The following is a 26,968-nucleotide window of genomic DNA, read 5'->3' as shown; positions in this document are numbered from 1 at the left end:
CTCTCACTCGGCCCGGCCGCGGCCTGCGCACGGATCGCATGCAGCTCCGCCACGTGACCGCGTATGTCGCCCGACCCTGTCACGGTCGGCGCCGGGGCAGTCGTCATCGCCATCTCTGGTCCCTTTCTGAGACCGAGGAGATCACGCCTCGGTTCGATCGAAGGAAATGCAAACCGCATCTGCGGTCAGCTTTTGCCGGGGTGGAGGACGCCTCGAGCGGCGGTCGGCTCACCGCCAGCTGTCGGGAGACGCGTAGCCGCTCGGCCGCTCCCACCAGTTCCAGCCAGGCGACGGCGGCTGCTCGGGCTCCTCCGGCTCGCCGGCCCGCAGGGCGAGCAGCACCACCGCGATGGCGGCCAGCTCCTCGTCATCGGCCTGGCCGCGCTCCACCCGAAGTACGGTTTCCATGCTTTCCATAGGGCGTTTCCCCCTCTCACAGCCTTGGCCATGGTTGATCAGGCGACTCGAGAGGTGCTGAGGAATCGCTCGAGGGCCCGCTCGGGACGCACTCCGACGACAGTCGGGAGCCGGACGACGAACCCCACAGGGGGGCTGTACCCGGCCAACGGCGTCGTGCGAGGTCCAACCGGCCGGGACCGCCCGCAGCCGGCCGTGAGGAGGGCTGCCGCACTCCTTTCCGAAACCCGATTTGGAAGCAGCCGCTCCAGAAGTTGTAGGGGCGGAGTCCCTCCTACCGCTAGAAAGTAAACCGGTTGGTATGTATCTTCGGTGGCCAGCGAAGCCCTTACCCACACGCCAACGACGCTCAGGGGGAACAGGCATGTCTGTGAGCACGTTCCGTGTCGAGTCCGCCACGCCTTCCGTCGGCTACGCGAAGAGCGGCCTCAGCACTCTGGAGTGGCTCGCCGAGCCTCGTCACACGTCCTTCACCACCACGGTCCCGAAGGAGTTCGTCCATCGCGCCAGCATCGCCGAGGTGATGCTGACCGACTGGGAGCGCCTGGACGAACAGCACTTCACGGTGAGCGCCCAGTGGCCTCGCCTGCACGGCTTCTTCGCCACCCTCGACGGCTACCACGACCCGCTGCTGGTCGCCGAAACGATCCGTCAGGCCGGACTGCTGGTCGCTCACACGGAGTTCGGGGTCCCGCTCGGCCACAACTTCCTGATGTGGGACCTCTCGGTCGATCTCGAGACCGACCAGCTGCGCATCGGTGCCGCGCCGGCCTCCGTGGACGTCCGGATGGCCTGCTCGAACATCAGGCGCCGTGGCAAGAACCTCGCGGGGCTCCACTTCGACGCCGTCATCCACCGCGACGGCCGGCCGGCCGGGACCGCGTCGGCGACCTTCACCTGTGCCTCTCCGGCCGTCTACGAGCGCCTCCGGGCGGCCCGGATCGGCACCGGAGCGGCGCCGATCCCGCTGACGAGCCCGGTGGCACCGCAGCACGTCGGCCGTCTGTCGCCCGTGAACGTCGTGCTGTCCCCCACGCCGGCGCCCGACTGCTGGCAGCTGCGCGTGGACACCCGCCACCCGGTGCTCTTCGACCACCCCGTCGACCATGTGCCGGGCATGGTGCTGCTGGAGGCCGCCCGCCAGGCCACCATCGCATTCCTGGGGCGTGACTGCCTGCCGGTGGGCATCACCAGCGAGTTCACCCGCTACGTGGAACTGAACGCCCCGTGCCTGATCGAGGTGTGTGCCCTGCCCCCGTGTGCACGGGGCAGGGAGCGCGTGATCGTGACGGGGCGTCAGGACGGCGCCGTGGTCTTCACCTCGACCGTCGCGGTGGCACCGGGCACGGCATGAGGGGTGCGGCGCCCGGTCCGTGGCCGCCGCACGCCGAACCCGTACACCGGTCGGGCACCCACCCGGTTCAGCGGTACCGCGCAAGCGGTCGACAGCGACTCGAGGAGACCCCGGCCTTGAGTCGCTTCAGTCGCTTCCGGTGCCGCCCGTGCCACGTCATGCCTGCGCAGCGCGCCGGTGACACCGGCGCGCTGCGGTTGCTGTGGTCGCTGTGGTGAGCCTCAGGCCGGAACCGGCACCTGAACCGCTTCGCGCAGGATGCGGGCCCCACGGTCCGGGGCCACGTCCAGGCGCATCAGGACCGGGGCCGAGGCGATGGACGGCAGCAGATGCTTGAGCAGCACCGAGACGCGGTACTCCACATCTTCCAGGTCGGTCTCCAACTGGGCGTACAGCTGCACCCCGTTGAAGGAGCTGACCACCAGCTCGGCGACCTCGCGCGGCACGACGTGCGCCAGGGTCTCCCCGCGCTGGTGGGCAACGGTCAGGATGTCGGTGAGCACGTCGACCCACAGCGGCCAGGCGCTGCCGTAGTGGCGGCGGCCCATGGGGTCCGCCGAGAGCCGGGCGCCGGCCCGCAGCAGGGGCTCGTGCACCAGCCGGTGCGCCACCGACATCGCGACGTCGATCAGCTCCTGCAGCTTGATCTCCTGCTCGGGGAGCGCCATGTCCGTCTGGAGTTCGAGCACGCCCTTGGCGAGGGCTTCCTTGGAGTCGAAGTGAAAGTACAGGGCGCCCTTGGTCACCCCGGCGGTCTTGAGAATGTCGGCGACCGTCGCCGCCGTGTACCCGTGTTCCGCGAACACTGTCGCTGCAGCCTCGAGTACGGCGCGACGGGTCCTGACCGCACGTTCCTGCTGGGCCACTGGACCTCCCTTTCCTGAACCGCGCCCGAGCCGCGCGAGCCGGAGACCCACACCAGAGCACAGAACAAACAAACCGTCCAGGAGGTACCTTATCCTCAAGCTCGGGCAAAGGACAGACCCGAGACCCCCCTTGTTTGCCCACGCCTCGTGGTGGTTCCCCGCGCCCGGCACCTCGGCCGAGCGAAACCCTGCTGGTCAGGCCGGACTCGCTGGATCTACCCGAAGTAACGACGTCCTAGACCTGAGTCGGCACGGCCATCCCCGTCGGAACCCTCCACCGACTCAGAAACCATCCATCGTGCTGGTTTTGCGTATTCCCTCTGTACTGCTCCGGTTCACTCAGGCGCCGGCCGTGACCGGCCCGGAGCCCGCGGCGACCACCGTCCCGGCGGTCCACAGGCGGCCTTCGGCGGCTTCCGTGTCCACGGTGCGTACCAGTGCCTCGTCGATGTCGTCCAGCGAGCCCACCATGTGCCGCACCCCGGCCTGGCGCATCAACTGCCGCTGGAAGCTGTGCCGGAAGGAGGTCGGGTGCCCGATGAAGGCCGCCCCCAGCTCCCGGGCGGTCTCGGCCACGCGGGCCACGTCGTCGATGAACAGCACCTGGTCCCGGCGGAGCCCGAAGACGTCCTCGGCGATCTCCCGGACACCGGGCCGGAAGGCGTCGGTGCACACGTAACGCGGCCCGTCGAAGTACCGGACGTACGGGGCCAGGTGCTCGTCGAAGTGGCTGCGCCCGAGACCGCCGTAACAGACCAGCTGCGCACTGGTGCCCCGCAGGCGACGCAGGAGCGCGCCGGCCCCGTCCAGGACCCGGACCGGATGGTCCGCGAGATAGGCGCTGCGCTCCCGGAAGTACGCGTCCACCACTTCCTGCGGCGACCCGGGCACTCCCAGCGCCGCCGCCGCCCGCAGCTGCGGCTGCGACAGCACCGCCCGCTCCAGCTCGGCGGTGTAGACGCCTCCGTTGCGCACCACCATCCGGTGGATGACCGGGCTGAAGGTGTCGTTCAGCAAGACGCCGTCGATGTTGACCGCGATCAGACGCAGATGCCGTAAGGCCACAGCTGAACCTGCCTAACCTCGAGCCGCGCACGAATGTCGCAGGAAGACTAAACCGGGTGAGCGGTTTTTACAACAGCGTATGCTCGTCGCGCGAGTTGCCGGTGCGCTCACAACTGGGGGGAACCATGGGCACGTTGACAGGACGGCTGACGGGCAGAACGGCGCTGGTCACCGGTGCGGGGCGGGGCATCGGCCGTGCCATCGCCCGCCGGCTGGCGGCGGACGGCGCGCTCGTCGCCGTGCACTACGGCAGCGATGAGTCCTCGGCCCGCGAGACCGTCGCACTGATCACCGAGGACGGCGGCCGCGCCTTCCCGCTGCACGGCCCGCTCGGCGTGCCCGACGACGTCCGGACGGTCTACGACCGGCTCGACACCGGCCTGCGTGAACTGGGCGAGCCGGCCACGCTGGACATCCTGGTCAACAACGCCGGCTTCAACGTGCGGGGCACAGTCGCCGAGGTGACCGGGCAGGACTTCGACCGGCTCATGGCCGTCCACGCCAGGGCGCCGCTGTTCCTGGTGCAGGCCGGGTTGTCGCGGCTGCGGGAGGGTGGCCGCATCGTCAACATCAGCTCCGCGGCCACCCGGGTCGCCCTGCCGTCCTCGCTCGCCTACTCCATGGCGAAGGGCGCCCTGGAGGCCCTCACCCGCACGCTGGCCAAGGAACTGGGGCCCCGGGAGATCACGGTGAACACCGTGGCACCGGGATTCGTCATGACGGACCTGAACCGAAGCCGCTGGGCCACGCCCGAGGCGGAGGCCGAGCACGCCGCGTACTCGGTGTTCGGCAGGATGGGCCGGCCTTCCGACATCGCGGACGTCGTCGCCTTCCTCGCCTCTGCGGACTCCCGCTGGGTGACCGGCCAGTGCATCGACGCCTCCGGCGGAACGGGCTTGTAGCGCCCGGCGGGTGATTACGCCGTAATCACCCGCACCACGGGACCGGTGGCCGCACCCGGGCCCCGCACCACCCCGCGGGTGATTACGCCGTAATCACCCGCACCGCCCGGCCGATGGCCACGCCCCCGCTCCCTGCGCCACCCGGTGGGTGATTACGGCGTAATCACCTCAGGCCGCGGCCCCGGCGCCAACGCTGGGGCCGGGGGCGTCCGCCGGGTCACAGGGGCAGCGTGAGGCCCAGCCGTTGGTCGGCGGACGACGCCGGCCCGCCTCCTGAACGCTCCGTCTTGCGTCCCTTGGTGCCCGGGGCGAGCGTGCGTGGGTCCACGGCCTCCGCGGGCGCCCCGGTGGCGTAGAGCCCGTCGGGGTCGGTGTCACGGTCGTGAGGGAGCAGCCAGAACACGCGGCGGCGGAACGTGCCCGAGGAACGGGAGGGCTTGGCCTCGGGCCCGAGCAGCGCGTAGCCCACCATCCGGCCGTCCCGGTGGTAGGCGGGCCGGCTGCGCCGGGTCGGCAGCCGGTCGAGGCTCTGGCGCACATAGTCCAGCTTGCCGATGTCCTCGAGCCAGACGAAGTCGACCTCGTGGACGATCTCGTCCTCTGCGATGAGGGCACTCATGCTGTCTCCTCGTCGGCGACCAGTCCGATGCCCGGGTAGTACTTGCGCTGGTTGGACAGGACCATCTCCTTGGGCGACGCGAGCCCCACCACCTCGCGAACCCGTGCCGCGAACGCCCGGGACGACACCGCCTGGGCCCCCTCATTCTGACACCACGTCTTGTATGCCGCGTAGAGCCTGGCTTGTTCCGCTCTCATATCGGGCTCCATCCGGCAGCTCTCGCTGAGGAACCGCCCGGTGTAGTCCTCGGTCTCGGCATAGGCGTTCGTGGCGATCCGCACCCGCTCCGGCCCGGTCAGCTGCTTCTCCCCCGAGAGATAGCGGCGTGCACCCGTGATCAGCCAGTTGAGGATGCCGGGGCCCTCCTCGTTGACAAGGATGTCGGCCAGGTTGTCGATCTTGCGGTCGTCGGAGACGACACGCTCGAACGGGATCAGCCGCATCCGCCGCCAGAACGCGAAGCCGCCGGTGCCCACTTCGGGCCGGTGATTGCCCAGGAGCCAGAGCTTGTGCGTGGGCCGGAAGCTGAAGAAGTCCTGCCGCATCCGGCGGGCCTTGATCCGGTCCCCGCCGGTCAGCAGCTTGACCCTGGCCTCGTCGAAACGGTCGCCCGGCTTGACCTCGTTGCACACGATGACCCGGCGCCCGTGCAGCTCGGCGAGGTCGGTGGGGTGGCCCTCGTAGGGGCGGGCCATCAGGAAGCCGGGCGGTGCGGCGTCGGCGTAGTCACCGATCAGCTTCATCACCACGTCCAGCAGTACCGACTTGCCGTTCTTGCCGGAACCGAACAGGAACGGCAGCACCTGGGCGCCGACGTCGCCGGTGATGGAGTAGCCCAGCAGCAGATGCAGGAACCCGGTCATCTCCCGGCCCTCGGTGTCGTCCCCGAAGGTGTCGGCGAGGAACCGGTCCCAGCGGGGCGTCGGCATCGGCTCCGGGGCCACGGTGGTGGAACGGGAGTGGAAGTCCCGGTTCGGCTCGGGGCGGTGGAGCCGGCCGGTGGTGAGGTCGACGACCCCGGCCGGTGTGCACAGCGCGTAGGGGTCGGCGTCGAGCTGCGCGGCGTTGAGCACCATGCCCGGTGCGGATCTCGCCTGGGTGAGCAGCGCGTTGATGCCGTTGGTGCTCAGTGCCCGGCGGCGGTGCTGCTGCAACGCGGCGGTGCTGTGCACACCGTTCGGATCGGTGGTGGCGATGGACTCCGCGAGGTCCCCGGCCGCCCACAGCACGGTCTCGTCCTCGTCGATCTGCCAGCGGGTGCCGTCCCACCGGTACCAGCCGAGCCCGGGAACGTGCCGGTACCGGTCGGAGTAGAACTTGACGAAGAGCTTGGCGTTGCCCCGGTCGCTGAGCGTGTCGGGCAGGAGGCCCTCGGCCGTGGCCGCGCCGCCGGCCTCCCGCAGGGCGGGCGGGGGAACGGGCTGGGCGAGGATCTGTGCGGCGGCGGCCTGGGCGTCGAAGCGGAAGAGGGCCTGCTCGTCGGTGGTCATCGCCGGCCTCCCCCGCGCCCCGGCCGTGCCGTGCGCACGGGACCGCCGTGGCCTGCCAGAGGTCCGCGATCGCGGGCAGGGTCGAGTGAGGCCCGCAGCTCAGGAGCCATGCGCAACCCCCCGTCAGCGACCGAAGCGACTGAGCGACCGACACAGAGTAGCGAAGCCTGAGCGCGGCAAAGTGGCCTGTGGGAAAGAATTTTCGACGCCCTGACCGCTCCGCCGCTTGTACGCGAAAACGGGCCAGCGACCGGAGCCCACGCCCGGTCCGGCCCACTCACCGGACAACATTGCAGGTCACTGCGTATGTGAGGACGGGATAGCGACTGAAGCGACTCAAGGTCCCTATCTATGACGCACACACGCACACGCTATGCACTCATATACCCGACCCTTGGGTCGCTTCGGTCGCTATCTTGCTCAACTACCCGCTCTGACCTGCGTTTTCTTCTTCGAGACCGGCAGCGACCGAGGCTGTCGCGGGTCGCTGTTCTTCCGTCGCTGTCCCTCGGACCGCTCGGTCGCAGCGACCGAAAAGCGACCGAAGGGCGATGGCACCCCTCAGGCCCGGGCCCGGGAGGCCTCGAGCGGCTCTGCAGCGCCCTTCCAGTCGCGCCCCGGCGAGAAGCCCCCCGGGGGGGCCTGGCAGCAGGCTCCTGAAGATCTGAGAAGAGCTAAGGGGAAGCCCCGGAGCCCTCACCCGGGAACGCTGGAGCCTTAACGGGAAGCCTGCGTGCCCGCCACCGCGGCGGGCCCCCGCTGGGAGCGGGGGGTTTTCTCGCCGACCTTCCTGACGTCGACGGTGCGGGGATCGACGGCCTCTCCGGGTGCGCCTTCCTGGTACAGGCCGTCGGGCCGGGTGTCGCGGTCGTGCGGGAGGAGGAAGAAGACACGGCGGCGGTACAGGCCGCTGTCCGGGTCCGCCTCGGCGTGGTCGTCCAGTTCGGCGTAGCCGACCATGCGGCCGTCACGGGCGTAGCGGGGCTTGTTACGGCGACGGGGGGTCTTGTCGAGGGCCTGCCGGACGTAGTCGAGGTTGTCCGGGTCCTCCAGCCACACCACGTGTGCCTCGTGCGTGAGATCGCCCTCGGTCAGTAGCGAGCTCATGGCCGCCGCTCCTCCTGTGTGTGCCGGGCTGGACGGCGGGCCGCTCCGAAGCGGGGCCGGCCGTCCGCTGTGCAGCCAGGCGCTGCCGCTCGATCGTAGGCCTGACGGCGGGAAGCCGGTAGGGGCGCCGGGGCGTCCTGGGAGCGCCTGCGCCTGCGGGGGCCGAGGCTGATTACGCCGAGGGTGATTACGCCGTAATCACCCTCGGCCGGCTCGGGGGGCTGTACTGCGGGTGGGTTCATGAGTGCGTGTCCAGCAGGGCGAGGCGGGGGTAGTACTTGCGGCCGTTGGATTTGATCATGTCGGCTGGTGAGGCGAGGCCGACTTCCTGCCGTACCCGTGTGGCGAAGGCCCGGGCACCGGCGGGGCGGATCCCCTCACCGGCGCTGCACCAGGCGACGTACGCGGTGTAGAGCAGGCCCTGTTCGACGCGCAGGTCGGGCTGGGCCTCGAGGTCGCGGGTGCAGCACTCGGTGAGGAACCGGCCGATGTGGTCCTCGGTGTTGGCGTAGGCGGTGGTGGCGATCCGCACCCGGTCAGGGCCCTCGAGGCTGTCGCGGGTGGTGAGGTAGCGGCAGGCGCCGTCGATGAGCCACTGCAGGATGCCCGGCCCTTCGTCCCGGACGAGTTCGAAGGCCAGGTTGTCGATCTTGCGGTGCTCGGGCACCGTGCGCTCGAAGGGCAGCAGGCGGATGCGGCGCCAGAACGCGAAGCCGCCCGTGGTGACTTCGGGCCGGTGGTTGCCCAGCAGCCACAGGTGGTGGGTCGGGGTGAAGGAGAAGTAGTCCTGCCGCATGCGGCGCGCCTTGATCTTGTCGCCACCGGTCAGCAGCCGCACCCGGGCCTCGTCGAACTTGTCGTTCGGCTTCAGCTCACTGCACACGATGAGCCGGCGCCCGTGCAGTTCGGTGAGTTCGGTGGAGTGCTCGGAGAAGGCTCCCCGGTCCATGAGGAAGCCGGGCGGCGCCGCGTCCGCGTAGTCGCCCAGGATCTGGATCATGGTGTCGAGCAGGACGCTCTTGCCGTTCTTGCCGTGGCCGTGGAGGAACGGCAGCACCTGGGCGCCGACGTCGCCGGTGATGGAGTACCCCAGCAGCAGATGCAGGAAGTCGATCATCTCCCGGCCCTCGGCGTCGTCCCCGAAGGTGTCGGCGAGGAACCGGTGCCAGCGGGGCGTCTCGCCGTGCTGGGGAGCGACGCTGGTGGCACGGGAGTGGAAGTCCCGCGTGGGATCGGGCTTGCGCAGCAGGCCGGTGTTGAGGTCGACGATCCCGGCCGGCGTGCACAGCGCGTACGGGTCACCGTCGAGGGTGTCGGGGTCGACGGAGAGGTGCGGGGAGGCCTTCGCCTGGGTGAGGAGGGCCTTCATACCGGTGGTGGACAGGGTCCGCCTCTTGTGCCGGTGCAGCTCGCGGTCGTTGAACAGTCCCCGTGGGTCGCTGTCCGGCAGTTGCTCGGCCATCTCCCCCGCCGCCCACAGAGCGGCCTTCTCTCCCCCGGCTCGCTTCCACCGGTAACCGTCCCAGGCGTACCAGCCCAGGCCCTCGACGTGACGGAACTGGTCCCGGTAGAGCTCGACGAACAGCTTGGCGTTCCCACGGTCACTCAGGCTGCTGGGCAGCGGCACGGACAACGCCGGGGTGATTACGGCGTAATCACCCCCAGGGCCCGCTGCCCCGGCACCTCCGGTGATTACGGCGTAATCACCCGGCGACTGCACACCCGGGGACCGCTGCGGCTGTGAGGAAGTGATTACGCCGTAATCACCTGCCGCCCGGCCCTCCCGGGCCGACGGGGGCAGAGGGGACTGAGTGGAGGTGATTACGCCGTAATCACCCGTGGGCTGACCGCCCGGGGGCGACTGCGGCAGCGGCAGCGGCTGCTGCTGCGGTTGAGCGGAGGTGATTACGCCGTAATCACCTGACGGCTGACCTGCCGGAGGCGACTGGGGCAGCGGCTGCTGCTGCGGGGAGGTGATTACGGCGTAATCACCCGACGGCTGCCCGGCCGGGGACGCCTGTGCCTGCGCCGGCAGGGCCGCCGCGCGGGCGGTCGCCCGGTCGAGGTCCAGCATCTGCCGAGCGGCGGCGCTGGCGTCGAAGCGCGGGGTCTCGGCGCTGCTCATGAACGTCCTTTGAGGTGAAGCGGGCGGGCCGACCCTGCGGCGAGGCCGTCGTCGATGACGCGTTCGTTGCGGGTCCGCTGGCGGGGCCGCGCGCTGTCGGCGGCCGCCCGGAGCAGTGCGCGCACGTCGTCCTCGTCCAGGTGCCCGGCGGCGGCGAGCCCGCCGGCGGTGTAGGCCGCCTTGTTGAGCTTCTCGGTGAAGGCCGCGCCCTCGGGGGTGCCGGCGCACGCGGCGACGTCCGCCAGCAGCGGCTCGAGGACCCGGTGCCCGCCCCCGGTGGGGGCGCCCGTCCGTGGGGCCCGCAGGGCGGCGGCTGGGGGACGGAAGGCCGACCGGGGCCGGATCGCGTGACCGGTCCGTACGAGTTCCTCACCGAGCCACTCCGGCAGCGGGGCGGGCAGCCGGGCCGGCCCCTCGGCCCGGTAAGTGCCCTGGGCGGTACGGGTGCCGGGGGCGACGATGTAGCCGCCTTCGGCCCGCACGTCGACCTGCCAGGCCAGTGCCACCTTGGTGCTGGACCCGGTGGAACAGCGCAGGCGTCCGGTGGACCCCAGACCGCGGTACCAGATGTGCAGGCCCCCGGAAGGGGTGCGCACGCGCAGGGTGCCGGTGTCCTCGGCCGGGCTGGGCTGCCCGCGCAGCGCGGCGAGGAGCGCGAGGGTGTCGAAGCCGGACGCGAGGCCCCGCAGGTTCACGGAGTCGTGGATGGGAATGCCGGGAAGCAGCCGGTTGCGGTCCGGGACCGGCGCACTGTGCGCGTCCACGTCGATGACGACCAGGTTCGCTCCCCCGCACGCGATGCCGACACCCCGGGCCGGAGTGTGCGACCACCAGCTGTCGATGAGCCTCACGTCGGTGGTCGCGGCATGGAACCCGTGGCACGGACGGCCGACGGGCAGGCAGGCGCAGTCGGCGGGCTGGTGCGCCCGCTCCCTGCAGCTGGGGCAGTTCGCCACCGGCGTCTTACGGCCCGGCGCCAGGGGGTGAACCGGCCAGGCCTGCTCCGCGCACCAGCGGGCCACCGCATGGGGGGACGCGGGCCGCACTGGGGCGGCGGACTCTCTCGTCACAGCGGGGCCGGGCAAGCGTCCGTCCTTCTGCCGGTTTCCGATCCCGCCGGCCCTGTCGACCAGTCAGCGGGGTTTCGTCTGCTGGAGCGAGGTATCGGAGGGACTGTAGGGACTGTATTTCGAAACACTCTAGGACCCAGGCTCGCCGCAGGGGGAACAGCTTTCCCGCGTGGCGGGGGATCAGCGCCCCCGCTCCTAGCGCCTCTTGAGCCCGGCTCGAGTGACCCGGCGAGGGGCGGGCGAGGGACCAAACGCTTCAGTCCCTGCTTCGGACCCTCTGTTCAGTCCCTGGGTGTTTACGCAGGTCAGAGGGCCAATCAAGCCCCCTCCAGGGACTGAAGGGACTCAAAGCGCCAATTATGAGCTAGTTATGTTTATTAAGCTGACTATACGCACGCGTGCATACGCGTGCGCACGCTAAAGGCTTATAACTGGGAAGTTGAGTCCCTACAGTCCCTGCCTGGCCACTGACATCGCTCTGACCTGCGGCTTTTCCAGGGACTGAGGCCCAGGGACCGAACCACGTCCAGACACTGTGTTCCGGTCCCTCCCCCAGGCGCCCCCAGAGACCCGGTTCCTGGTCAGTCGGTGAAGGCCTCGGGTCCGAAGCGGCCCCACACGATGAACACGGCGAGTGCGAGGTAGACCAGATTCAGCATCACGAGCGAGACCTCACCGCGCCGTCCGTGTGTGATCATCGCTCCGACCATCAGCAGGACCCAGCAGACAGCGGTCACCGGAACGACGACCGGGGCGATGCCCAGCGCGGCAGGCAGGATCAGCCCTGCCACAGCCAGCAGTTCGAGCACACCCAAGGTCTTCACGAAGCCGGCACTGGCATCCGCCGTCCAACCGCCGCCGTGGACCAGGGCCAGTCTCTCCTTGGGCACGAACGTTTTACTGACACCACCGGTCAGGGCCACCGCTGCCAGCAGCCCGGCAGCGATCCACAGCGCGAGGTTCATGATCTGCTCCTTGATCGGATTGCCTGCGCCCCGTACAACAGGCGGCAACCCCGGGCAGACATGTCCGAACACTCGTATGCGGCACGCCGACGCGCGCCCCGGGTCCGCTGCCCGCCGTGCGGCGGAGGACCGGGGCGCGCGAACCGGTCACTGGTCCCGCGTCGTCGCCTGTTCGGCCAGGGACCGGGCCAGGGCGACGAGCCGGTCCGCATCCCGCTCCAGGCCCTTCCGGCCGAGGAAGCGCAGCAGATCGAAGAAGGTCTCGTCCGATGTGATCTTCGTGTCCAGCAGCATCGCGAGCGAACCGGGCTCGTCGTAGGGCAGCTTGCGCAGCCGTTGTTCCGGGAGGCCGGTCTTCTCCCCCGCCGCCGAGGTCTCGTGGACCCGGAGTTCGGGGATCGCCTCGGAAGCCCCGCCCGCGGCCGTCTCACCGGCCTCCAGAGGCTCGCCGGTTTCCGAACCCCGCCCGGCTTCGGCGCTCTGTGGGATCTGCGGGGACGGCGCGGTCTGTGGAGTCTGCGCACGACTCCCGCCCTCCGCGGTCCCCGCGCCGTCCCCGACGGGGCTGGTGATTACGCCGTAATCACCAGCGGTCTCCCCGTCCGCTCCGGCCCGGGGGGTGATTACGGCGTAATCACCCTCGCCCCGCGGCGAGCCCGCCGTACCCGCCCTGTCCTCCGCCTCCCGCCGGGCCCGCTCGGCCTTCAGCTCCGCCAAGGCCGCCTCCTGCTGCTCGGCAGGCTTGTTGCCGACCGCACGCAGCAGGTCGATGGGCTCCTGCCCGATGCGCGCCTGGAGTTCGGGCGTCAGGCCGAGCAGGGCCAGGCGCTGCGACACCCAGCCCTGGGAGCGGTGCAGGCGCCTGGCCAGGGTCCGCTGACTGCCGTGGATGGCCAGCAGCCGCTGCAGCGCGCGGGCTTCGTCGATCTCCTCGAGGTCCTGTCGATGGATGTTGGCGACGAGCGCCGACTCGAGCAGTTCCTCGGACGTGGCCCCCTGGTCGTCGCTGACCATCACCTTGATGGTGGCCAGTCCCGCCTCGCGGGCGGCGGCGAGGCGACTGCTGCCGTCGACGACGACATGGGTGGTGTCCGCCTCGAGGGCGCTTTCCTGGCCGGGGTTGGCCTTGAGGTAGGCGTCACGGTTCATGACGGTGATCGCCTGCTTCTGCCCGTGCGTCCTCAGGCTGCCGGCGAGGTCGGTCAGGTCACCCAGGGTGGAGCGCGGGTTGTCGGGGTTGGGGCTGATGCGGTGGACGGGAAGCTCCGAGGGGGCCGCGACGCCCTCGGTGGGCACCCCGGTCGCGGCGGCCACGGCCTGGCGGCGGGCACTGACCGGGCGCACCGCACCGCCGAAGCGGCCGGTTCCCAGCTTGTCGGCCTTGCTCACAGCACCTCCCGCGCCAGTGCACGCATGCCCACCGCCTGCTGGGACTTCGGCGCGTACGACAGCAGCGGCCGCTTCACCCGGACGGCTTCCTTCTGCTCCTTGAGGTCACCGATGAGACCGACGACCCGCGGATCCTTTATGTCGACCCACCCCTGGAGGGAAGAGGTGGCGATGTAACCGCGCCGGGAGTCGTAGAGGTTCACGACGATGCCCAGGTAGTCGATGTCGACCTGGAGGTCCCCGCGCAGGTCGTCGATCTGGGTGGTCAGCAGCTCGTAGGCGTCCGCCGAACTGTCCTCGGCCTGTACGACGATCAGCGCGCCCGACTGCCCCGCACGCTCCCCGTCGCGCCTGCGGCCGTAGTACGCGGCGGCGTCCATGCTCAGACCGAGGCTCGGCGGACAGTCGACGATGATTACGTCGTAATCACCCTCGAGCGGGGCCAGCGCCCGCTCCAGAGCCGCTTCCCTGGCCCGCACCGCGGAGAGCCGCACGTCGAGCAGGAAGGCGTCGTTGCAGGCGGGCAGCAGGTGCAGCCGGCCGCCGAAGGCCTCCTCGTCGATGGAGACGATGAGGTCGCGCAGGTCTCCCTTGGGGTCGCCCGCCATATGGTTGGTGAGGCTGTCACCGCTCATGGGCAGCGGGGTGGCGCCCAGTTGGTTGGTGAGGTGGCACTGCGGGTCGAAGTCGACCAGCAACACCTTCAGCCCCGGCCCGGGCAGGTTCTCGATGTCGAGCGGGTCTTCCACCGGCTCCGTCTCGCCCGCCTCGCTCTCACTCGCCCGCAGGGCCTTGGTGAGTGCCTTCGCCACGCGGACCGGGTGCAGGGCGTCGGAGTCCTCCGCCAGCGCTTCCCCCAGACCCGCCGTGATCGCCGTCTTGCCGACCCCGCCCTTCTGGTTGCAGACGATGACGCGACGGGTGATCTCCGGCCGCTCCACGTCGGGGGCCGGGTTGGCGTCCAGCCACAACTGGACGGACTGGGCGAGGCCCTGGATGAGCGACACCCGTCGGTCGGTCGCGCTCTGCCGGAAGTCGTCCCACTGCCCCGGAGGCAGGAAGGTCGAGAAGGAGTCGGCACCGGAGGTGTCGACGGGCTGCCCGGTGGAGGCCAGGCTGCACCAGTCCCTGATGCCCTGCTCGACCGCGGTCTGGATGTCGATGCCGTGCTGGGCGGCCCTGACTTTGAGGTTCTGCCGGAGCCATCCCGGCAGTTTGGAGACGACCTTCTCGCGGTCGCTGGAGGAGGCTGGAGAACTCATGGAGGCACCATACTAACGTTCCTGATCGTTTGTGAGCCCGACACGTTAGCTATGAGTCATTCTCGAGGCGTCAGAGAGCCACAGGGCCCCGGGAGTCTGCAGGGGCCCCGACCGAGCCACGAGGTGATTACGTCGTAATCACCAGGCCCTCAGCCGGCAGGTCCTGAGCCGACCGCCCCGGGAGTGATTACGCCGTAATCACCCGCGACCGCTGGCCGGAGCCGGCCGCGGGCGGCGTCTCCTGCCGGGTGCCGACCGGACCTCGGGTGCGGGCCGCCCCCCACCGGGCGGACACGGCACGTCGTGACGGGACCTTGCGCCAAGTTCGCCCTCCCCCGGGTGGCTTGGCAGCGTGGTACCAGGGGCCTTCGCCGGCCCCTGGACCCCGCTGCCCCTCCACTTCCCGGCGCGCATCCGCATCGTCGTGGCGCGGACCGTGCGCGCCGGGAAGCGGAGGGTTCGTGTGGCGGAGGCAGGCACCCGGCGGACGCACCGTCCCTCCCGCACCGGTCCGCCGTCGCCTCCCGGTGGCAGCCGGGCACATGTCCGGGGGCTCCGGTGTGCGCGTTCCGGAGGGCAGATCCACAGCGTATGGAGGGCAACCACGACGGACCTGTTCCTGAGTAAAGAGAGCGCAGCCGCCAGATGCCGTCTGACCTGCAGGAATGCCTGGGGAGACCCAGTTCCTAGGAACTGCCAGGCAGTTCCTAGGAACTGGGTAGATTGACGTGGAGTACATGTCTCCATCGCCGAAATGCCCCAGTTCACCTGGCGCGGACGCTGAACGGGACGGCACGCGACACGGCTGACGAGCAGACCTGATTGACTTCCTGCTCATGTACGTTAGGTTCATTTGGTCGGCCTCAGCGCCGTCCCTCATGTACCACGAACGCATCAACCCCCCCTTGCACGGAGGGTCCGTTGGGAGCAGTACGCAAGCTGATCGACGCCGACACGGGCGAGCCGATCCCCTATGCGCCGTACGCCTTCTCAGGCAGGCATACGCAGGTGGACAAGGCGCGCGTCGAGGCGATCAGCGAGTCCAGGGCGTTCACGCCCAGTCAGAAGTTCCTCGTCCTATGGTGGATCGGAGTGTCACCCGAGGGCATGGAGCCGCTGAGAGCCACAGGTGCGGACATCGCCAAACGAGTGGGTATGTCCACCGATGCCGTGGGAAAGATCAACCGGAAGCTGACCAAACACCGCATCCTCATCGTCCGAGGACGCATCGGCAGCTACAACCTCTACCGAATCAGCCCCTACATCGCCTTTCACGGCACCGGGATCGAGCAGCGCAAAGCCGTCAAGACGTGCAACCCGCCGGACATTCCCGGATTCGACGACAATCTTCCTGCACGGTGGGAGGTCCAGTGATCAGTAACGGTGACAAGCAGAAGAATCTCGACCTGCTCGAGAAGACGGCCGGCATGAGCGCCAACCAGCGTCTCGTCGTCATGCTCTACGCCCTGCACCCGACCGACCGGTCCGGCGCGGTCCTGGAGACCGCGGCCAACCTGGCCAAACTCGTCGGCATGGCACCGCCGGTCTTCTCCCGCACCCGCAAGCAGGTCATCGAGGCCGGCTGGCTCGAGGAGACCGAACGCATCGGGCACATCAAGTACTACCGCCTGGACCCCAGGCGCATGGGCGAGAAGGTCGTGGTCCCGCTGCGCCGCGCGACCTGACGTCCCGAGGAGCGGACCTCATTGACGTCAGGTACATGAGGCACGCTCCCAGGAACGTTCCGCTTGACCTCTGGTGCAGAAGGCCGACCCTTCTGCACCCTGCCCTCACCTGCCCGCCGGCCTGGTTGACGTCGTGCCACCGTCAGACCAGCGCCATTCCGGAGTGGAGGGTACGCGTGGTGCGCATCGGACCGGTCGGCAGCAAGTCGGTCCGATGCCGGTGCTCGTGCCGGCATCGGACCACAGCGGCGCTGTACGGCAGCTATACGGACGATCCACCGAGGGAGCTGCGGCAGCCCTCACCGAGGGTCACGGCCGCCCTCCCTCGCTGCTGACCAAGCGCGCCCGATCCCCCCAGGCAACCGAACCGACTTCGCGACTCCATGAGCGTTCGAATGCGCGATCCAATGTGCGGTTGGTGTAGGTTGTTTCGGGAGGTGAACTCTGTGCCCAGTGAGAATGCACTCTTCGACGCGGTCGACGCTCTCCTCGAGCAAGTCGCCCAGGACGATCTCCCCGCGCCCGTCGAACGCAAGCGGCTGCGCGAAGCGGCCGGCCTGAGCCAGGACCAAGTGGCCAAAGCCCTGAACACCCGCCGCGAAGCAGTAGGTAACTGGGAAGCGGGTAAGACCGAGCCGCGGCCACCGAAGCGGGCTGCCTACGCCCGGCTGCTGGAAGGCCTCGCCGCGCGGTTCCCCGCCCCCCACACCGAACCGGACACCGGGCCCGCCTCCGAGACCGGACCCGGCCTCCGCGCCGAGCCCGCCTCAAACGCCCCACCCACCCCCGAAACCGAACCGGCCGCCGACGCCGAACCGGCTCCGGCGGAGGCGCTGGTGCCGAAGGCGTTCGGCGGGCCCGCGCCGGTCCCTGCCCCGGCGGTCGAAGCGCCGACTGCGCCGGCCCCCGCTGTCCGTCATGCACCCACCGCACGGCCCATCACCCGCCCCACCACTCGGCCCACCCGGCCCTCCCAACGCCCGAGTCCCCCGAAGGAGACCAGGCGGCCTGCCGCGCCGGCGGCTGCCGACCGGCGGTTCGAGAACGGCCCGCTCGCCGTGATCGACACGGACGCGGACGGCGGTGGCCAGGTCCTCGCGTACTGTGTCGGCGGTCTGGTCCTGGACGTGCCCGCCAAGTCCCTGCCCGCGCTGATCGAGTGGACGCTGACCGAGGCCCGGCTCGGGCAAGCGCGCCTGCACCGCAACGGCCGTGACGCCGACCCGGTCCTGGTCCTGACCCCGGCCGCGCTCGAGCGCTACGGCCTGCCCGTCGCCCTGTCGGAGGAGGAGCGGCGCGCCGGACGGCTCCCGGACAGCCACAAGGCGGTCAAGCAGCTCGCCAGGGCAGACTGGCAGCTGACCCGGCGCGGCTTCGGGCCGTGGGCGCGGATCTACCGCCCGGCCGAGGGCTCCAGGCGCAACTGCGTCCAACTGTGCATCCCGGCCTGGAATGCCCTGGACGTGCGCGAGTGGGACCGGAAGGACGAACCGCAGCTGCCGGGCATGCACCCGGCCGACCTCGCCCGCTACCTGGGCGCGTACGCCCAGCGGGTCATGACGCCGCGCGGCACCACGGCGGTCACGGGCCTGGAACTGATGGTCGCGCTGCGCCCGCCGACCCGTGCGGAGAAGGACGAGGCCACCGGCGAGTACAAGCAGGCCTTCAACGACGACGCGCTCACCGCGGTGTACGACGTGGTGGAGTGCGAGGTCCCGGACGAACATCCGCTGCTGAAGGGCAAGTTCCCCCGGCACCACCTGCGCACGCCGGCCGAGATGCTGATGGAGGAGCCCTACGACTGGTGCCGGCCGCTGACCGACGAGGAATGCATGAACCAGTTCCTGGTCGCGGTCGACATCAACATGTCGTTCGCCGCGGCCGCCAACGGGCTCACCGTCGGCCTGAACGGGCCGACCCACCTGACCGGCAACCCGGAGTTCGACGCGTCGCTGCCCGGCTCGTGGCTGGTCGACCTGAGCCATGTGGACCTGTCCCGCGTGGACGTCGGCGGCCGTACGGTCGACGGCGACCGACTCCCGAGCCCGTTCACTCCGAAGGGCGACCGCCCCACCGGCCCGGCCTGGTACGCCACGCCCACCCTCGCCTACGCGCTGGAACTGGGCTTCGAGGTCGCGCCGATCGAGGCGTACGTGCGCACGCGCACGGCCCGCTACCTGGACGGCTGGTACAAGCGGCTGCGCGACGCGTACGTCGAGACGATGGCCGACCTCGGCGTCACCACCGACATGGGCGGTGCCGAGTTCTTGCAGGCGATGGCCCGCTCCAAGCACGTCGACCCGACGATGGCGCTGCTGGCGGGCGCGATCAAGGCGACCGCGAAGGGCGGCATCGGCAAACTGCGCCAGCGCAACCGGGGCCAGGTGCCGTACTACGAGCCGTGGCCGGCGCTCGCGAGGGAGACGTGGCGCCCCGACATCCGGGCTGCCGTGCTCGCCAACCAGCGGATCGGCCTGCACCGCAAGCTGATGAAGACCGCCGCGGCAGCCGGCCTGTACCCGGTCGCGATCGGCACCGACGCCATCGTCTACCCCTCGCCCGGCCCGTCCCCGCTGGACGTCCTGCCGTTCACACCCGAGGGCAAGCCGGTGCCGGGCACGTTCCGGCTCGGCATCTCACCGGGGATGGTGAAGCACCAGGGCACAAAGACGGTTCTGTGGGCCGAGGAGCAGTTCGAGGAGCACGGCGGCGTGTTCAACGTCTCCAACCTGATCAAGAACGACCCGACAGCAGGAGAGGGGGAGTAACAGATCATGGCGGACTCGGTCGGGGACGGCCTGGACCGTGCGCTGGAAGGGGCCTTCACCCGGCCCATCCCCAAGAGCGCCCAGGCTCAGATGAAGTACCTGGTCAAACAGCTCAAGGGCACCAGGCCGGTCGCGGAGTTGCTGGGGGTGTCGCAGCGCACAGTCGAGCGGTACGTGAAGGGACAGCTCAAGCGGCCCCGCCGGGACCTCGCCATGCGCATGGAGCGTGAGGTCAAGAAGCGGTGGCAGCCGCAAGTGCGGGCCCGAGCAAGGCAGAAGGCGGCGTCCACGGACGGCCTGGTCGTCTCCACTCGCGCCCGCTTCGGGTTCACCGCCGCACCGGGCACCACCGACGACGCCCGGATCCGCGACATCACCCAGGCCCTCCCGCCCGTCTACGCCGACCGGCTCTTCACCGCCCGGGAGCAGGGCGCCACCGAGCGCCAGCTCCAGCAGATCGCCGCCGAGGGCCTCGCGCAGATGTACTTCCGCGCCAACGACACCCGGGCGCAGGGCCTGGGTGTCGAGTTCACCGACGTGGAACAGATCGAGATCGAGCTGTGAGCACGCTCGTCGTATGCCGGCTTGAGACGTCCGGACGACGGAATGCAGAACTTCCGCATCCCCCGACGCGCACGTGGTGCCGACCGTGAGCTGACGACGGCGTGCTGCGCCACGGTCAGTTCTCAGGGGTGGCCGGGGAGGCGGCCTGGGCCTTGCTGTGAAGGACCTCGCGGCCTTGTTCCGCGGCGCGGATGAGGCCTTCGCTGACGAAGTCGAGGAAGCGGGCGGCGTTTTCGAGCCGGGTGGCGGCGGGTGTGTCGCGGCCGAGGACGGCGACGCCTTGGCGTGCGGTTTCGATGAACTGGTCGTTGGCGCGGGCGCTGCGGATCATGGACTGGTACCAGAGGTCGTCGTCGACGACATAGCGCTCGCGGCGGCGTTCGTCGCGTGTGCGGCGGACGAGGTCGAGGCCCTCGAGGAAGGTGATGGCCTTCGAGATGGACGCGGGGCTGACCTGGAGGCGCTGGGCGAGTTCGGAGGCGGTGAGGCTGCCGGCGTCTGTGGTGTAGAGACAGCCCAGTACGCGGGCCATCATCTTGGGCAGGCCGGAGGTCATGAGGACGGTCGTGAGTGTTTCCTGGTAGTCGCGTACGGCTTCGGCGTCGCGCCCGTAGGGCTGGGGGAGTGCCTGGGGCTCGTTCGGCGCCGTCTGCCTGCGCCGGTGAGTCCGCTGTTGGGTGGCGCGGTGGGCCAGGTCGGGGCGGTAGGTGGTGGGACCGCCATTGCGCATCACCTCGCGGGTGATGGTGGAGGTCGGACGGTCGAGACGCCGGGCGATCTCGGCGTAGGCCAGGCCGTCGGCCAGTCCTGCCGCGATCTGATGGCGCTCTTGCTGACTGAGCCTGCCTCCCGGCATCACGGATCCCTTTCGTGTCTCACACGTGTGGTGAGTGCTGTCTCGATGCCTTCATCTTAGCGTTCACTGCCACAGCATTGCAACGCTCACCTTCCTTGCGTTGCATTAATTCGAAGTGCGTTGCAATGATTAACCGAGTCTGACCTGCACTAACGGTCTACCTACGCAAAGATGTGATTGCTGCAAGATGGAAAGCAACGTAGTGTTTCCATCATCAGGAAACAGCGAGCCGCAAGTGTGAGGGAGAGCACCATGCAGAAGTTCGACACCCCCGCCCCGATCCAGACCGTCCTGGAAATCCCCGCGGGACGCGTCCAGTTCATCGCTGCAGACAGGGCCGACACCACGGTGGAAGTCGTGCCTGCGGACGCGACGAAGGGACGCGATGTGAAGGCGGTGGAACACACCACGGTCGAGTACGCCGATGGGGTCCTGCGGATCACGAACACGGCGAAGAACCAGCACTTCGGTCCCACCGGATCCGTCGAGGTGAAGGTCGAACTGCCCTCCGGTTCCCGCGTCGAGGCCCGAACGGCCAGTGCGGAGCTGCGCACCGTCGGCCGGCTGGGAGAGGTGGCCTTCGAGGGCGCGTACCGTCAGATCAAGCTGGACGAGGCTGCGACCGTGCGTCTCACCGCGGTCGACGGTGACGTCGAGATCGGCCGACTGGGCGGGGCCGCGGAGATCAGCACCGCGAGGGGCGACATCCGGATCGCGGAGGCAATGAGCGGCACGGTCGTGGTGCACACCCAGTCCGGGAACATCTCGGTGACCGCCGCCGCCGATGTCTCGGCCGCCTTGGACGCCCGTACCGAATACGGCCGCGTCAGCAACGCCCTCAGGAACAACGGCACCACCGACCTCGAAATCCGCGCCACGACCTCCCAGGGCGACATCACCGCCCGCAGCCTCTGACACAGCCAAGAATTCAGCCCGCACCCCCTCAACCCGCGCTGCACCCGCTGCCGATCCCCCTTCGAGACCAGCGGCTTTGAGCCTCGGGTAGTGCCGACCGTGACGAGACAAGCAACAGCCAGGCGGGCGTGCTGGGGGTCACCGAGGGCTCCGCCGGCCCGACGGCCGAGCGGCTCCGGTACCTCCACACGCCTGAATTTCAGCTTTCTGATACCTGAGCTACCGTCTCTAGCTCAGGTCATCAGCTCCCCCACTCGTGACTCCTCGCGTAGTGGAAGGAACGAATCGCGCCGCTGACGGCTTTTCAAAGTGGGCGCACCAGCCCAGGAATCCGTAACAGCTGTCCCGTAAATGCTCTACGGCATGAAGCTCGACCAGTGACGCTGCGCCCCATTCGGCGTGGGTGAGGTCGTGCAGGAGAGCCATGCTGAGCACGTGGTGGTGAACGCCTTCGCCGTTGAAGCGGCAGTCAGGGAGGACCTTGCAGAGAACGGAGGGGTGTTGTTGTGACTGCGTGTCAGCGGGGGATGCTCTGTCCCGCTTCGGTGAGGGTCAGCGTGAGGCACCCCAGCCACGTACCGGATCGCGGGTACTCCCAGTTCTCTGCGTCCGCCAGAACTGCGGGGAGGTCCTGCCTGGGGATGGGGGGACCGGGCTGCTCACCGAGCGAGCCGTTCGGCGCTGTCCAGGGAACGAGCCGGCACACTTCGATCCACCCTTTGTCGACGAGGGGAAGGAGGATCGGGACAAGAGCGGAGGCAGGGCCTGAGCGCAGCGGCTCGTCGAGATCGCCCCAGACACCGGGGAGGATGTCTATCTCGGTGGCGTTGATCATAAAGGCGCGTTCGGCGGAGGACAGCTGGTCGGTCGCGGTATAGCTCACACGCAGAGTGTCGCAGCTCAGGAGAGCGGCCAGCGAGCGCCTCCGGTGGCTCTCTGAAGAAGTGGTCGCATGGACGAGATGATCTCGATGTGACTGGTGTGAACACGGCGTCGGAGCCGTCCTGGATAGTCCCGTTCTCCGGGCTGAGCCCGCGTGCCTTCGGGAAGCTGGTGACGGTGTTGCGTCACGCAGGCGCAGGCGCAGGCGCAGGCGCAGGCGCAGGCGCAGGCGCAGGCGCAGGCGCAGGCGCAGGCGCGGACGCGGACGCGGTCCGCAAGGGCCGGCCGTGGAGCCTTCCGCTGGAGGACCGGGCCCTGCTGGTCGCGTCATACTGGCGCCCGAACCTCACCATGCGGCAGCTCGCCCCAGCTGTTCGGGGTCTCGACATCAAAGGCGTGGGAGGAGTCCGGTGCCAAGGCCGCGGTCGGCAAGACCCTCACGATCGCCGACGGCGGCTACCCGGGTACCGAACTCGTCATCCCTCACCGTCGCAATCGCGGCCAGGCCGAAATCCCACCCTGGAAAAGACGAGCACAACAAGTCCCACAAGCAGGTCCGGTCCCGGGTCGAGCACGTCTTCGCCCGTATGAAGACCTGGAAGATCCTCCGAGACTGCCGCTTGAAGGGCGATGGTGTCGACCACACCATGCTCGGCATCGCACGGTTGCACAAGCTCTCCCTGCCGGATAGCCCAGCGGCCGCACGGCGGCTCACCATGCCAAACGCGACTCTTAGATCATTTACAGGACAGCTCTTAGAGCCTGTCTTACGGGTCGAGGATGTTGAGGGTGTCTGCCGCGCCTGGTGGCGTCAGATGCCGCGTTCGATCATGTCGATGACGTGCTGGCCGGCATCGTGGGCCTGGGTGGGGTGGAGGCCGCGCAGGGGGCCGTCGATGAGGAGAACGGCGAGCCCGTGGACGGCGGACCAAGCGAGGAACTCGGCTCCGGGGCGCCGGTCCTCGGCCAGGAGACCGGCATCCACGAGGCCGTCGAGGGCCTCACCGAGCAGCTCGAAGGGGGTCTTGCCGGTGGCGCCCGCGGCGGTGTCATCGGCGGCGTGGCTCATGTCGCCGGGGACGTGGAAGGCGGCGCGGAACAGGCCGGGTTCCTCCTGGGCGTAGCGGAGGTAGCCGGTGCCGACGGCACGGAATCGGGCCCGGGCTCCGGCCACCGGGTCCTCGGTCGGCGACACGGCGGCCTGCTCAGCCTCCATGGTGCGGGCGACCTGGGCCATGGCCGCCTGGGAGACGGCGTGCAGCAGAGCGTCACGGTCGGCGAAGTGGCGGTAGGCGGCGTTGGGGACGACCCCGGCCTGCCGGGTGGCGGCACGCAGCACGACGGCCTCCGGGCCGCCCTGGCGGGCGAGTTCGAGGGCGGCCTCGATCAGGGCGTTACGCAGGTCGCCGTGGCGGTAGGTATCCCGTTTGGGCTGTGGGTTCTCGGCCGCCGCCATGGCCGCCACCTCCAATGTGGACAGCATCCACTTAAGTCGTCTAGGCTCTGACATGATCACTCGGGGGTGCGGATTGTCGCACTCTGCGAATGTGGACATTGTACACAAGGGCGGTCGACGGCCGTCCCGACGCCTGTCGCCAGGGGGACCCACTACTCATGGGCAAGATCACGCACTTCGTGCACCAGTCACTGGACGGCTTCATCGAGGGCCCCAACGGGGAGTTCGACTGGCCCTGCATGGACGGCGAACTGTCCGCTTATTCGCAGGCCCTTACCGACAGCGCCGACATCTTCCTGTACGGCCGCGTGGCGTGGGACATGATGTCCGGGTTCTGGCCCCGCGCCGAGGAGTTCTCCACCCACGAGCACGACCTCGCGTTCGCCCCCGTCTGGCGCAAGGCGCCCAAGGTCGTCGTCTCCTCGACGCTGACCGAGGCCGACTGGAACACCCGGGTCATCAACACCGACGTCATCGAGCAGCTGACCGCCCTCAAGGAGAGCGGTGCGCACCTGCTGCTGTTCGGCGGCTCCGCGCTGGCCGGATTCCTGACCGAGCACCGGCTGATCGACGAGTACCAGATCTTCGTCCATCCCGTCGTCCTCGGCGGCGGCAAGCCTGTCTTCACCACCCCGCAGCAGCGGTTCGATCTGACGCTGGCCGAGTCCAGGACCTTCGACTCCCAAGTGGTCCTCCTCCGTCATGAACGGATCAACTAGGCCGTTTCACACTGCCCGGCGGCCGGGCAACGAGCGATGAGCTTCTTTTCGCTCAGCAGTCAGAGAACACAGTCGGTACACCGCACAAGCGAGTGGATCGAAGCGCGTACCCACCGCACCGGCATGGATCCGGGCATGAGATACCGAGGAACCTGAATATGCGCACCCTGATCAGCACTGCGTTCATCTCGCTCGACGGCGTCGTGGAGGCCCCGGGCGGTGAGCCCGGTTACCGGAACTCCGGATGGACCTTCAAGCACACGGAGTTCCTTCCCGAGGCGTTCGAGATCAAGGGCCGGGAGCAGAAGGAAGCCACCGCGATGCTGATGGGCCGGGTCAGCTACGAGGCGTTCAGCCCGGTGTGGCCGGACATGGCGGACTTCACCGACTACAAGGTGATGCCGAAGTACGTCGTCTCCACCACCCTCACCGAGGGCGACCTGGTGTCCAACTGGGGCGAGACCACCATCCTGCGCTCCCTCGACGAGGTCGCCGCGCTGAAGGAGACCGAGGGCGGCCCGATCATCGTCCACGGCAGCGCCTCGCTCAACCAGAGCCTCTCGGACGCCGGCCTGATCGACCGCTACCACCTCCTCGTCTTCCCGCTTCTGCTCGGCGCGGGCAAGCGGCTGTTCAGCACCACCGACAAGGACACCCAGAAGCTGAAGCTGGTCGAGCACGAGGCGTACACCAACGGCCTGCAGAAGAACGTCTTCGACGTCATCCGCTGACAGCACTCCCGCACTCGAAGTACGTCACCGGCAGCACACGAATGGAAGGACGGAACCCCGACATGACCGCCGCAGTCAAAGGCCCTGCCAGCTACTTCCCCTCCATTGAGAAGAAGTACGGCCGCCCGATCGCCGATTGGAAGGACCTCATCCGCACCTCGCCGTTGACCAAGCACATGGAACTCGTCGGCTGGCTCAAGACCGAACACGGCCTGGGCCACGGCCACGCCAACGCCCTGGTCGCCCACACCCTCGCCGAGTCAAGCGGCAAGTGAACCTCACCCCGAAGACCGCGGGGGGCGCGGCGGTCAGCTCCGAAGCCAGAGCCGGATCGCCGCAACGGCGACAGTGCCGTGAAAGACGTACGCCCGCTTCTCGTATCGGGTGGCCACGGCCCGGAACCCCTTGAGTGCCAAGATCGTGTGCTCAACCTCGTTTCTGCGGCGGTAGGCCGGCCGGTCAAACCCGCAGGGCCGGCCGCCCGCACTGCCGCGACGCCGGCGGTTCGCCCGCTGGTTCTTCGGCTCGCGAATGGTGTGCTTGATCTGCCGCCGACGCAGGTAGCGGCGGTTGCGGCGTGAGCTGTAGGCCCGGTCCGCGCACAAGCGGTCCGGCCGAGTACGCGCACGGCCACCACCCGGGCGGGGAACGCGGACGCGCTCCAAGACCTCGACCATCTGCGGGGCATCACCCCACTGCCCAGGGGTCAGGAGGAACGCCAGGGGACGCCGTCCGCCTTCGCTCGCCAGGTGAATCTTGCAGGACAAGCCGCCCCGGGAGCGCCCCAGTGCCTCATCCGGGCGGTGCTGAGCCGGTGGGCGGCGTAGGCCAGGAAATCGTGGGGCGCGCTTCTGGGCCCCTGCCGCATGCTGATGAGCCCGGCAGACCGTGGAGTCCACGCTCACCAGGGACCAACCGATCCGCCGGGTCTGCGGCTGCCTGGACGGCGCGCAAGATCTTCTCCCAGGTGCCGTCCGCCGCCCACCTGCGATGGCGGGAGTAGACCGTCTGCCATTTCCCGAACCGGGGCGGAAGATCCCGCCACGGGATACCAGTCCGCAGACGGAACAAAATCCCGTTGATCACACGACGGTGACACTTCCACCGCCCACCCCGGCCCACGCTCTGGGGCAGGTGCGGCTCCAGCCGAGCCCACTCGTCATCTCGCAGATCACCCCGCCCCACATCGACCAGAACGACTTGATCTCCCGACCGTCACTGAACCGTCAGACAGGCCCTAGTGGTGCTGCCATCTGAGTCCATAGGCTATCTGGATATCAAAGTGAAGCATTCCAAACCTCCAAGGCCCATCACCCGCGACTTCACCCATGGCGGATTCCCCGATAGGTACCTGGCTCTCTGTCACTCCCAGGTGTAAGTAACTCAGTTCAGCCCTCCATCTCGGTACTACCTGTCACCCTCCGCCCCCACAAGGACAGAGGCATTCTCGCTGCCAGCCCCTCTCGCGCAGCGCGCGAGTTTCAGCGGTTCGTAGCGCAGCGGAGAACCGTCCCGGGCGAAGTCCGGGCAGGCCGCGCAGCGGCTTTGTCTTGAGCCGCGCAGCGGCGCTGTCTTGGCTGCGTAGCAGCCTCGCTCCCGTAGCGCAGCGGAGGGAGCGTCAATCTTCTGGGCGAAGCCCAGAAGATTGTGCGGGGAGCACAGCGAGGCGCTGGCGCTCACGCGGAGCGGGAGCGCAACCCCCGCGCGCAGCGCGGGGGTTCGCTGGCTTCGGGCGCAGCCCGAAGGGACCCGCTCCGCGCA

25 protein-coding genes and 1 pseudogene are annotated in these 26,968 nt (G+C 69.1%); 11 read left to right on the top strand and 15 right to left on the bottom strand.

All coding sequences use genetic code 11. The features are described 5' to 3' along the window. Nucleotides 1-228 precede the first annotated feature (228 nt). Nucleotides 229-408 (bottom strand): acyl-CoA carboxylase subunit epsilon, encoded by a 180-nt coding sequence (locus tag JK359_RS37915; protein WP_236679092.1) that lies wholly within the window; start codon nt 406-408, stop codon nt 229-231. Between the two features lie 373 nt (nt 409-781). Between JK359_RS37915 and JK359_RS37910 the strand changes: the two genes are divergently transcribed. After that, entirely contained in the window at nt 782-1,771 is a 990-nt protein-coding gene (locus JK359_RS37910) for a ScbA/BarX family gamma-butyrolactone biosynthesis protein (RefSeq protein WP_201844187.1), read from the top strand. 221 nt (nt 1,772-1,992) lie between these two features. Here the strand turns inward: JK359_RS37910 and JK359_RS37905 are convergent, their stop codons facing one another. Together JK359_RS37905 and JK359_RS37900 are read right to left on the bottom strand one after the other, a co-directional pair. Beyond that, complete coding sequence (locus JK359_RS37905) at nt 1,993-2,637, bottom strand: ScbR family autoregulator-binding transcription factor (protein ID WP_201844186.1); 645 nt, start codon at nt 2,635-2,637, stop codon at nt 1,993-1,995. A 339-nt stretch (nt 2,638-2,976) separates the two neighbouring features. Beyond that, nucleotides 2,977-3,702, bottom strand: coding sequence for an HAD family hydrolase (locus tag JK359_RS37900; RefSeq protein WP_307788459.1), 726 nt, complete (start codon nt 3,700-3,702; stop codon nt 2,977-2,979). Nucleotides 3,703-3,836: 134 nt separating this feature from the next. Between JK359_RS37900 and JK359_RS37895 the strand changes: the two genes are divergently transcribed. Further along, nucleotides 3,837-4,604 (top strand): SDR family oxidoreductase, encoded by a 768-nt coding sequence (locus JK359_RS37895; RefSeq protein WP_307788458.1) that lies wholly within the window; start codon nt 3,837-3,839, stop codon nt 4,602-4,604. Nucleotides 4,605-4,821: 217 nt separating this feature from the next. On the opposite strand, the gene JK359_RS37890 is transcribed toward JK359_RS37895, so the two are convergent. The 8 genes from JK359_RS37890 to JK359_RS37855 form a co-directional block, all read right to left on the bottom strand. Further along, a complete protein-coding gene (locus JK359_RS37890; protein WP_201844182.1) occupies nt 4,822-5,223 on the bottom strand; it encodes a DUF6009 family protein in 402 nt (133 codons plus the stop codon). After that, a complete protein-coding gene (locus JK359_RS37885) occupies nt 5,220-6,713 on the bottom strand; it encodes a DNA primase family protein (RefSeq protein WP_201844181.1) in 1,494 nt (497 codons plus the stop codon). The genes JK359_RS37890 and JK359_RS37885 overlap by 4 nt, the downstream gene beginning before the upstream one ends. A gap of 717 nt (nt 6,714-7,430) precedes the next feature. Beyond that, nucleotides 7,431-7,820 (bottom strand): DUF6009 family protein, encoded by a 390-nt coding sequence (locus JK359_RS37880; RefSeq protein ID WP_201844180.1) that lies wholly within the window; start codon nt 7,818-7,820, stop codon nt 7,431-7,433. A gap of 238 nt (nt 7,821-8,058) precedes the next feature. Further along, nucleotides 8,059-9,465: a DNA primase family protein gene (locus JK359_RS37875; protein ID WP_307788460.1), complete on the bottom strand. Its 1,407-nt coding sequence runs from the start codon at nt 9,463-9,465 to the stop codon at nt 8,059-8,061. 476 nt (nt 9,466-9,941) lie between these two features. Then, complete coding sequence (locus JK359_RS37870; protein ID WP_201844195.1) at nt 9,942-10,967, bottom strand: bifunctional DNA primase/polymerase; 1,026 nt, start codon at nt 10,965-10,967, stop codon at nt 9,942-9,944. Nucleotides 10,968-11,596: 629 nt separating this feature from the next. Then, nucleotides 11,597-11,980 carry a DoxX family protein gene (locus JK359_RS37865; RefSeq protein ID WP_201844179.1) on the bottom strand — a complete coding sequence of 128 codons (384 nt, stop codon included), beginning with the start codon at nt 11,978-11,980 and terminating at the stop codon, nt 11,597-11,599. A gap of 147 nt (nt 11,981-12,127) precedes the next feature. Next, the gene (locus JK359_RS37860; RefSeq protein ID WP_201844178.1) at nt 12,128-13,369 is read right to left on the bottom strand and encodes a ParB/RepB/Spo0J family partition protein; all 1,242 of its coding nucleotides are present in this window, start codon (nt 13,367-13,369) and stop codon (nt 12,128-12,130) included. Next, nucleotides 13,366-14,631, bottom strand: a complete 1,266-nt coding sequence (locus JK359_RS37855) for a ParA family protein (protein WP_201844177.1) — start codon at nt 14,629-14,631, stop codon at nt 13,366-13,368. The genes JK359_RS37860 and JK359_RS37855 overlap by 4 nt, the downstream gene beginning before the upstream one ends. A 921-nt stretch (nt 14,632-15,552) precedes the next feature. Between JK359_RS37855 and JK359_RS37850 the strand changes: the two genes are divergently transcribed. The 4 genes from JK359_RS37850 to tpg all read left to right on the top strand — a co-directional run bounded on the left by JK359_RS37850 (nt 15,553) and on the right by tpg (nt 19,648). Beyond that, the gene (locus JK359_RS37850) at nt 15,553-16,005 is read left to right on the top strand and encodes a MarR family transcriptional regulator (RefSeq protein ID WP_201844176.1); all 453 of its coding nucleotides are present in this window, start codon (nt 15,553-15,555) and stop codon (nt 16,003-16,005) included. Further along, nucleotides 16,005-16,316: a replication initiation protein, RepL2 gene (locus tag JK359_RS37845; protein WP_201844193.1), complete on the top strand. Its 312-nt coding sequence runs from the start codon at nt 16,005-16,007 to the stop codon at nt 16,314-16,316. Before JK359_RS37850 ends, JK359_RS37845 begins: the two co-directional genes overlap by 1 nt. Nucleotides 16,317-16,762: 446 nt before the next feature. Beyond that, on the top strand, nt 16,763-19,084 hold the full coding sequence (gene tap, locus JK359_RS37840) for a telomere-associated protein Tap (RefSeq protein ID WP_307788457.1): 2,322 nt from the start codon (nt 16,763-16,765) through the stop codon (nt 19,082-19,084). A gap of 6 nt (nt 19,085-19,090) precedes the next feature. After that, the gene (gene tpg / locus JK359_RS37835) at nt 19,091-19,648 is read left to right on the top strand and encodes a telomere-protecting terminal protein Tpg (RefSeq protein WP_201844173.1); all 558 of its coding nucleotides are present in this window, start codon (nt 19,091-19,093) and stop codon (nt 19,646-19,648) included. Between the two features lie 115 nt (nt 19,649-19,763). On the opposite strand, the gene JK359_RS37830 is transcribed toward tpg, so the two are convergent. Further along, nucleotides 19,764-20,504: a GbsR/MarR family transcriptional regulator gene (locus JK359_RS37830; protein ID WP_201844172.1), complete on the bottom strand. Its 741-nt coding sequence runs from the start codon at nt 20,502-20,504 to the stop codon at nt 19,764-19,766. Between the two features lie 252 nt (nt 20,505-20,756). Between JK359_RS37830 and JK359_RS37825 the strand changes: the two genes are divergently transcribed. Beyond that, entirely contained in the window at nt 20,757-21,419 is a 663-nt protein-coding gene (locus tag JK359_RS37825) for a DUF4097 family beta strand repeat-containing protein (RefSeq protein WP_201844171.1), read from the top strand. 517 nt (nt 21,420-21,936) lie between these two features. Here JK359_RS37825 and JK359_RS37820 read toward each other — a convergent pair. Next, a complete protein-coding gene (locus JK359_RS37820) occupies nt 21,937-22,302 on the bottom strand; it encodes a hypothetical protein (RefSeq protein WP_201844170.1) in 366 nt (121 codons plus the stop codon). An 89-nt stretch (nt 22,303-22,391) separates the two neighbouring features. Here JK359_RS37820 and JK359_RS37815 point away from each other — a divergent pair. Continuing rightward, a pseudogene (locus JK359_RS37815) lies at nt 22,392-22,990 on the top strand (transposase family protein); the annotation flags it as partial. A gap of 122 nt (nt 22,991-23,112) precedes the next feature. Here the strand turns inward: JK359_RS37815 and JK359_RS37810 are convergent. Further along, a complete protein-coding gene (locus JK359_RS37810) occupies nt 23,113-23,784 on the bottom strand; it encodes a TetR/AcrR family transcriptional regulator (RefSeq protein ID WP_236679090.1) in 672 nt (223 codons plus the stop codon). Between the two features lie 131 nt (nt 23,785-23,915). Between JK359_RS37810 and JK359_RS37805 the strand changes: the two genes are divergently transcribed. The 3 genes from JK359_RS37805 (at nt 23,916) to JK359_RS37795 (ending at nt 25,482) form a co-directional block, all read left to right on the top strand. After that, complete coding sequence (locus JK359_RS37805) at nt 23,916-24,476, top strand: dihydrofolate reductase family protein (RefSeq protein ID WP_201844169.1); 561 nt, start codon at nt 23,916-23,918, stop codon at nt 24,474-24,476. A gap of 158 nt (nt 24,477-24,634) precedes the next feature. Beyond that, nucleotides 24,635-25,207 (top strand): dihydrofolate reductase family protein, encoded by a 573-nt coding sequence (locus JK359_RS37800; protein WP_201844168.1) that lies wholly within the window; start codon nt 24,635-24,637, stop codon nt 25,205-25,207. A gap of 62 nt (nt 25,208-25,269) precedes the next feature. Further along, nucleotides 25,270-25,482, top strand: coding sequence for a DUF4287 domain-containing protein (locus JK359_RS37795; RefSeq protein WP_201844167.1), 213 nt, complete (start codon nt 25,270-25,272; stop codon nt 25,480-25,482). Nucleotides 25,483-25,515: 33 nt separating this feature from the next. On the opposite strand, the gene JK359_RS37790 is transcribed toward JK359_RS37795, so the two are convergent. After that, nucleotides 25,516-26,392 (bottom strand): IS5 family transposase gene (locus JK359_RS37790; protein ID WP_372445529.1). Its coding sequence is split into 2 segments (ribosomal slippage): nt 25,516-26,119 and nt 26,118-26,392, totalling 879 coding nucleotides; the frame shifts between segments, so codons are not numbered across the junction. Nucleotides 26,393-26,968 lie beyond the last annotated feature (576 nt).

It is taken from the genome of Streptomyces actinomycinicus (assembly GCF_016741775.1).
Lineage (GTDB): Bacteria > Actinomycetota > Actinomycetes > Streptomycetales > Streptomycetaceae > Streptomyces > Streptomyces actinomycinicus.
This window is presented reverse-complemented; position numbering and strand designations above follow the sequence as displayed.

Coding starts and splice junctions, on each gene's coding strand:
- JK359_RS37915 (WP_236679092.1), bottom strand. CDS start 408: ATGGAAACCGTACTTCGGGTGGAGCGCGGCCAGGCCGATGACGAGGAG.
- JK359_RS37910 (WP_201844187.1), top strand. CDS start 782: ATGTCTGTGAGCACGTTCCGTGTCGAGTCCGCCACGCCTTCCGTCGGC.
- JK359_RS37890 (WP_201844182.1), bottom strand. CDS start 5,223: ATGAGTGCCCTCATCGCAGAGGACGAGATCGTCCACGAGGTCGACTTC.
- JK359_RS37885 (WP_201844181.1), bottom strand. CDS start 6,713: ATGACCACCGACGAGCAGGCCCTCTTCCGCTTCGACGCCCAGGCCGCC.
- JK359_RS37880 (WP_201844180.1), bottom strand. CDS start 7,820: ATGAGCTCGCTACTGACCGAGGGCGATCTCACGCACGAGGCACACGTG.
- JK359_RS37865 (WP_201844179.1), bottom strand. CDS start 11,980: ATGAACCTCGCGCTGTGGATCGCTGCCGGGCTGCTGGCAGCGGTGGCC.
- JK359_RS37855 (WP_201844177.1), bottom strand. CDS start 14,631: ATGAGTTCTCCAGCCTCCTCCAGCGACCGCGAGAAGGTCGTCTCCAAA.
- tpg (WP_201844173.1), top strand. CDS start 19,091: ATGGCGGACTCGGTCGGGGACGGCCTGGACCGTGCGCTGGAAGGGGCC.
- JK359_RS37830 (WP_201844172.1), bottom strand. CDS start 20,504: ATGCCGGGAGGCAGGCTCAGTCAGCAAGAGCGCCATCAGATCGCGGCA.
- JK359_RS37825 (WP_201844171.1), top strand. CDS start 20,757: ATGCAGAAGTTCGACACCCCCGCCCCGATCCAGACCGTCCTGGAAATC.
- JK359_RS37810 (WP_236679090.1), bottom strand. CDS start 23,784: ATGCTGTCCACATTGGAGGTGGCGGCCATGGCGGCGGCCGAGAACCCA.
- JK359_RS37805 (WP_201844169.1), top strand. CDS start 23,916: ATGGGCAAGATCACGCACTTCGTGCACCAGTCACTGGACGGCTTCATC.
- JK359_RS37800 (WP_201844168.1), top strand. CDS start 24,635: ATGCGCACCCTGATCAGCACTGCGTTCATCTCGCTCGACGGCGTCGTG.
- JK359_RS37795 (WP_201844167.1), top strand. CDS start 25,270: ATGACCGCCGCAGTCAAAGGCCCTGCCAGCTACTTCCCCTCCATTGAG.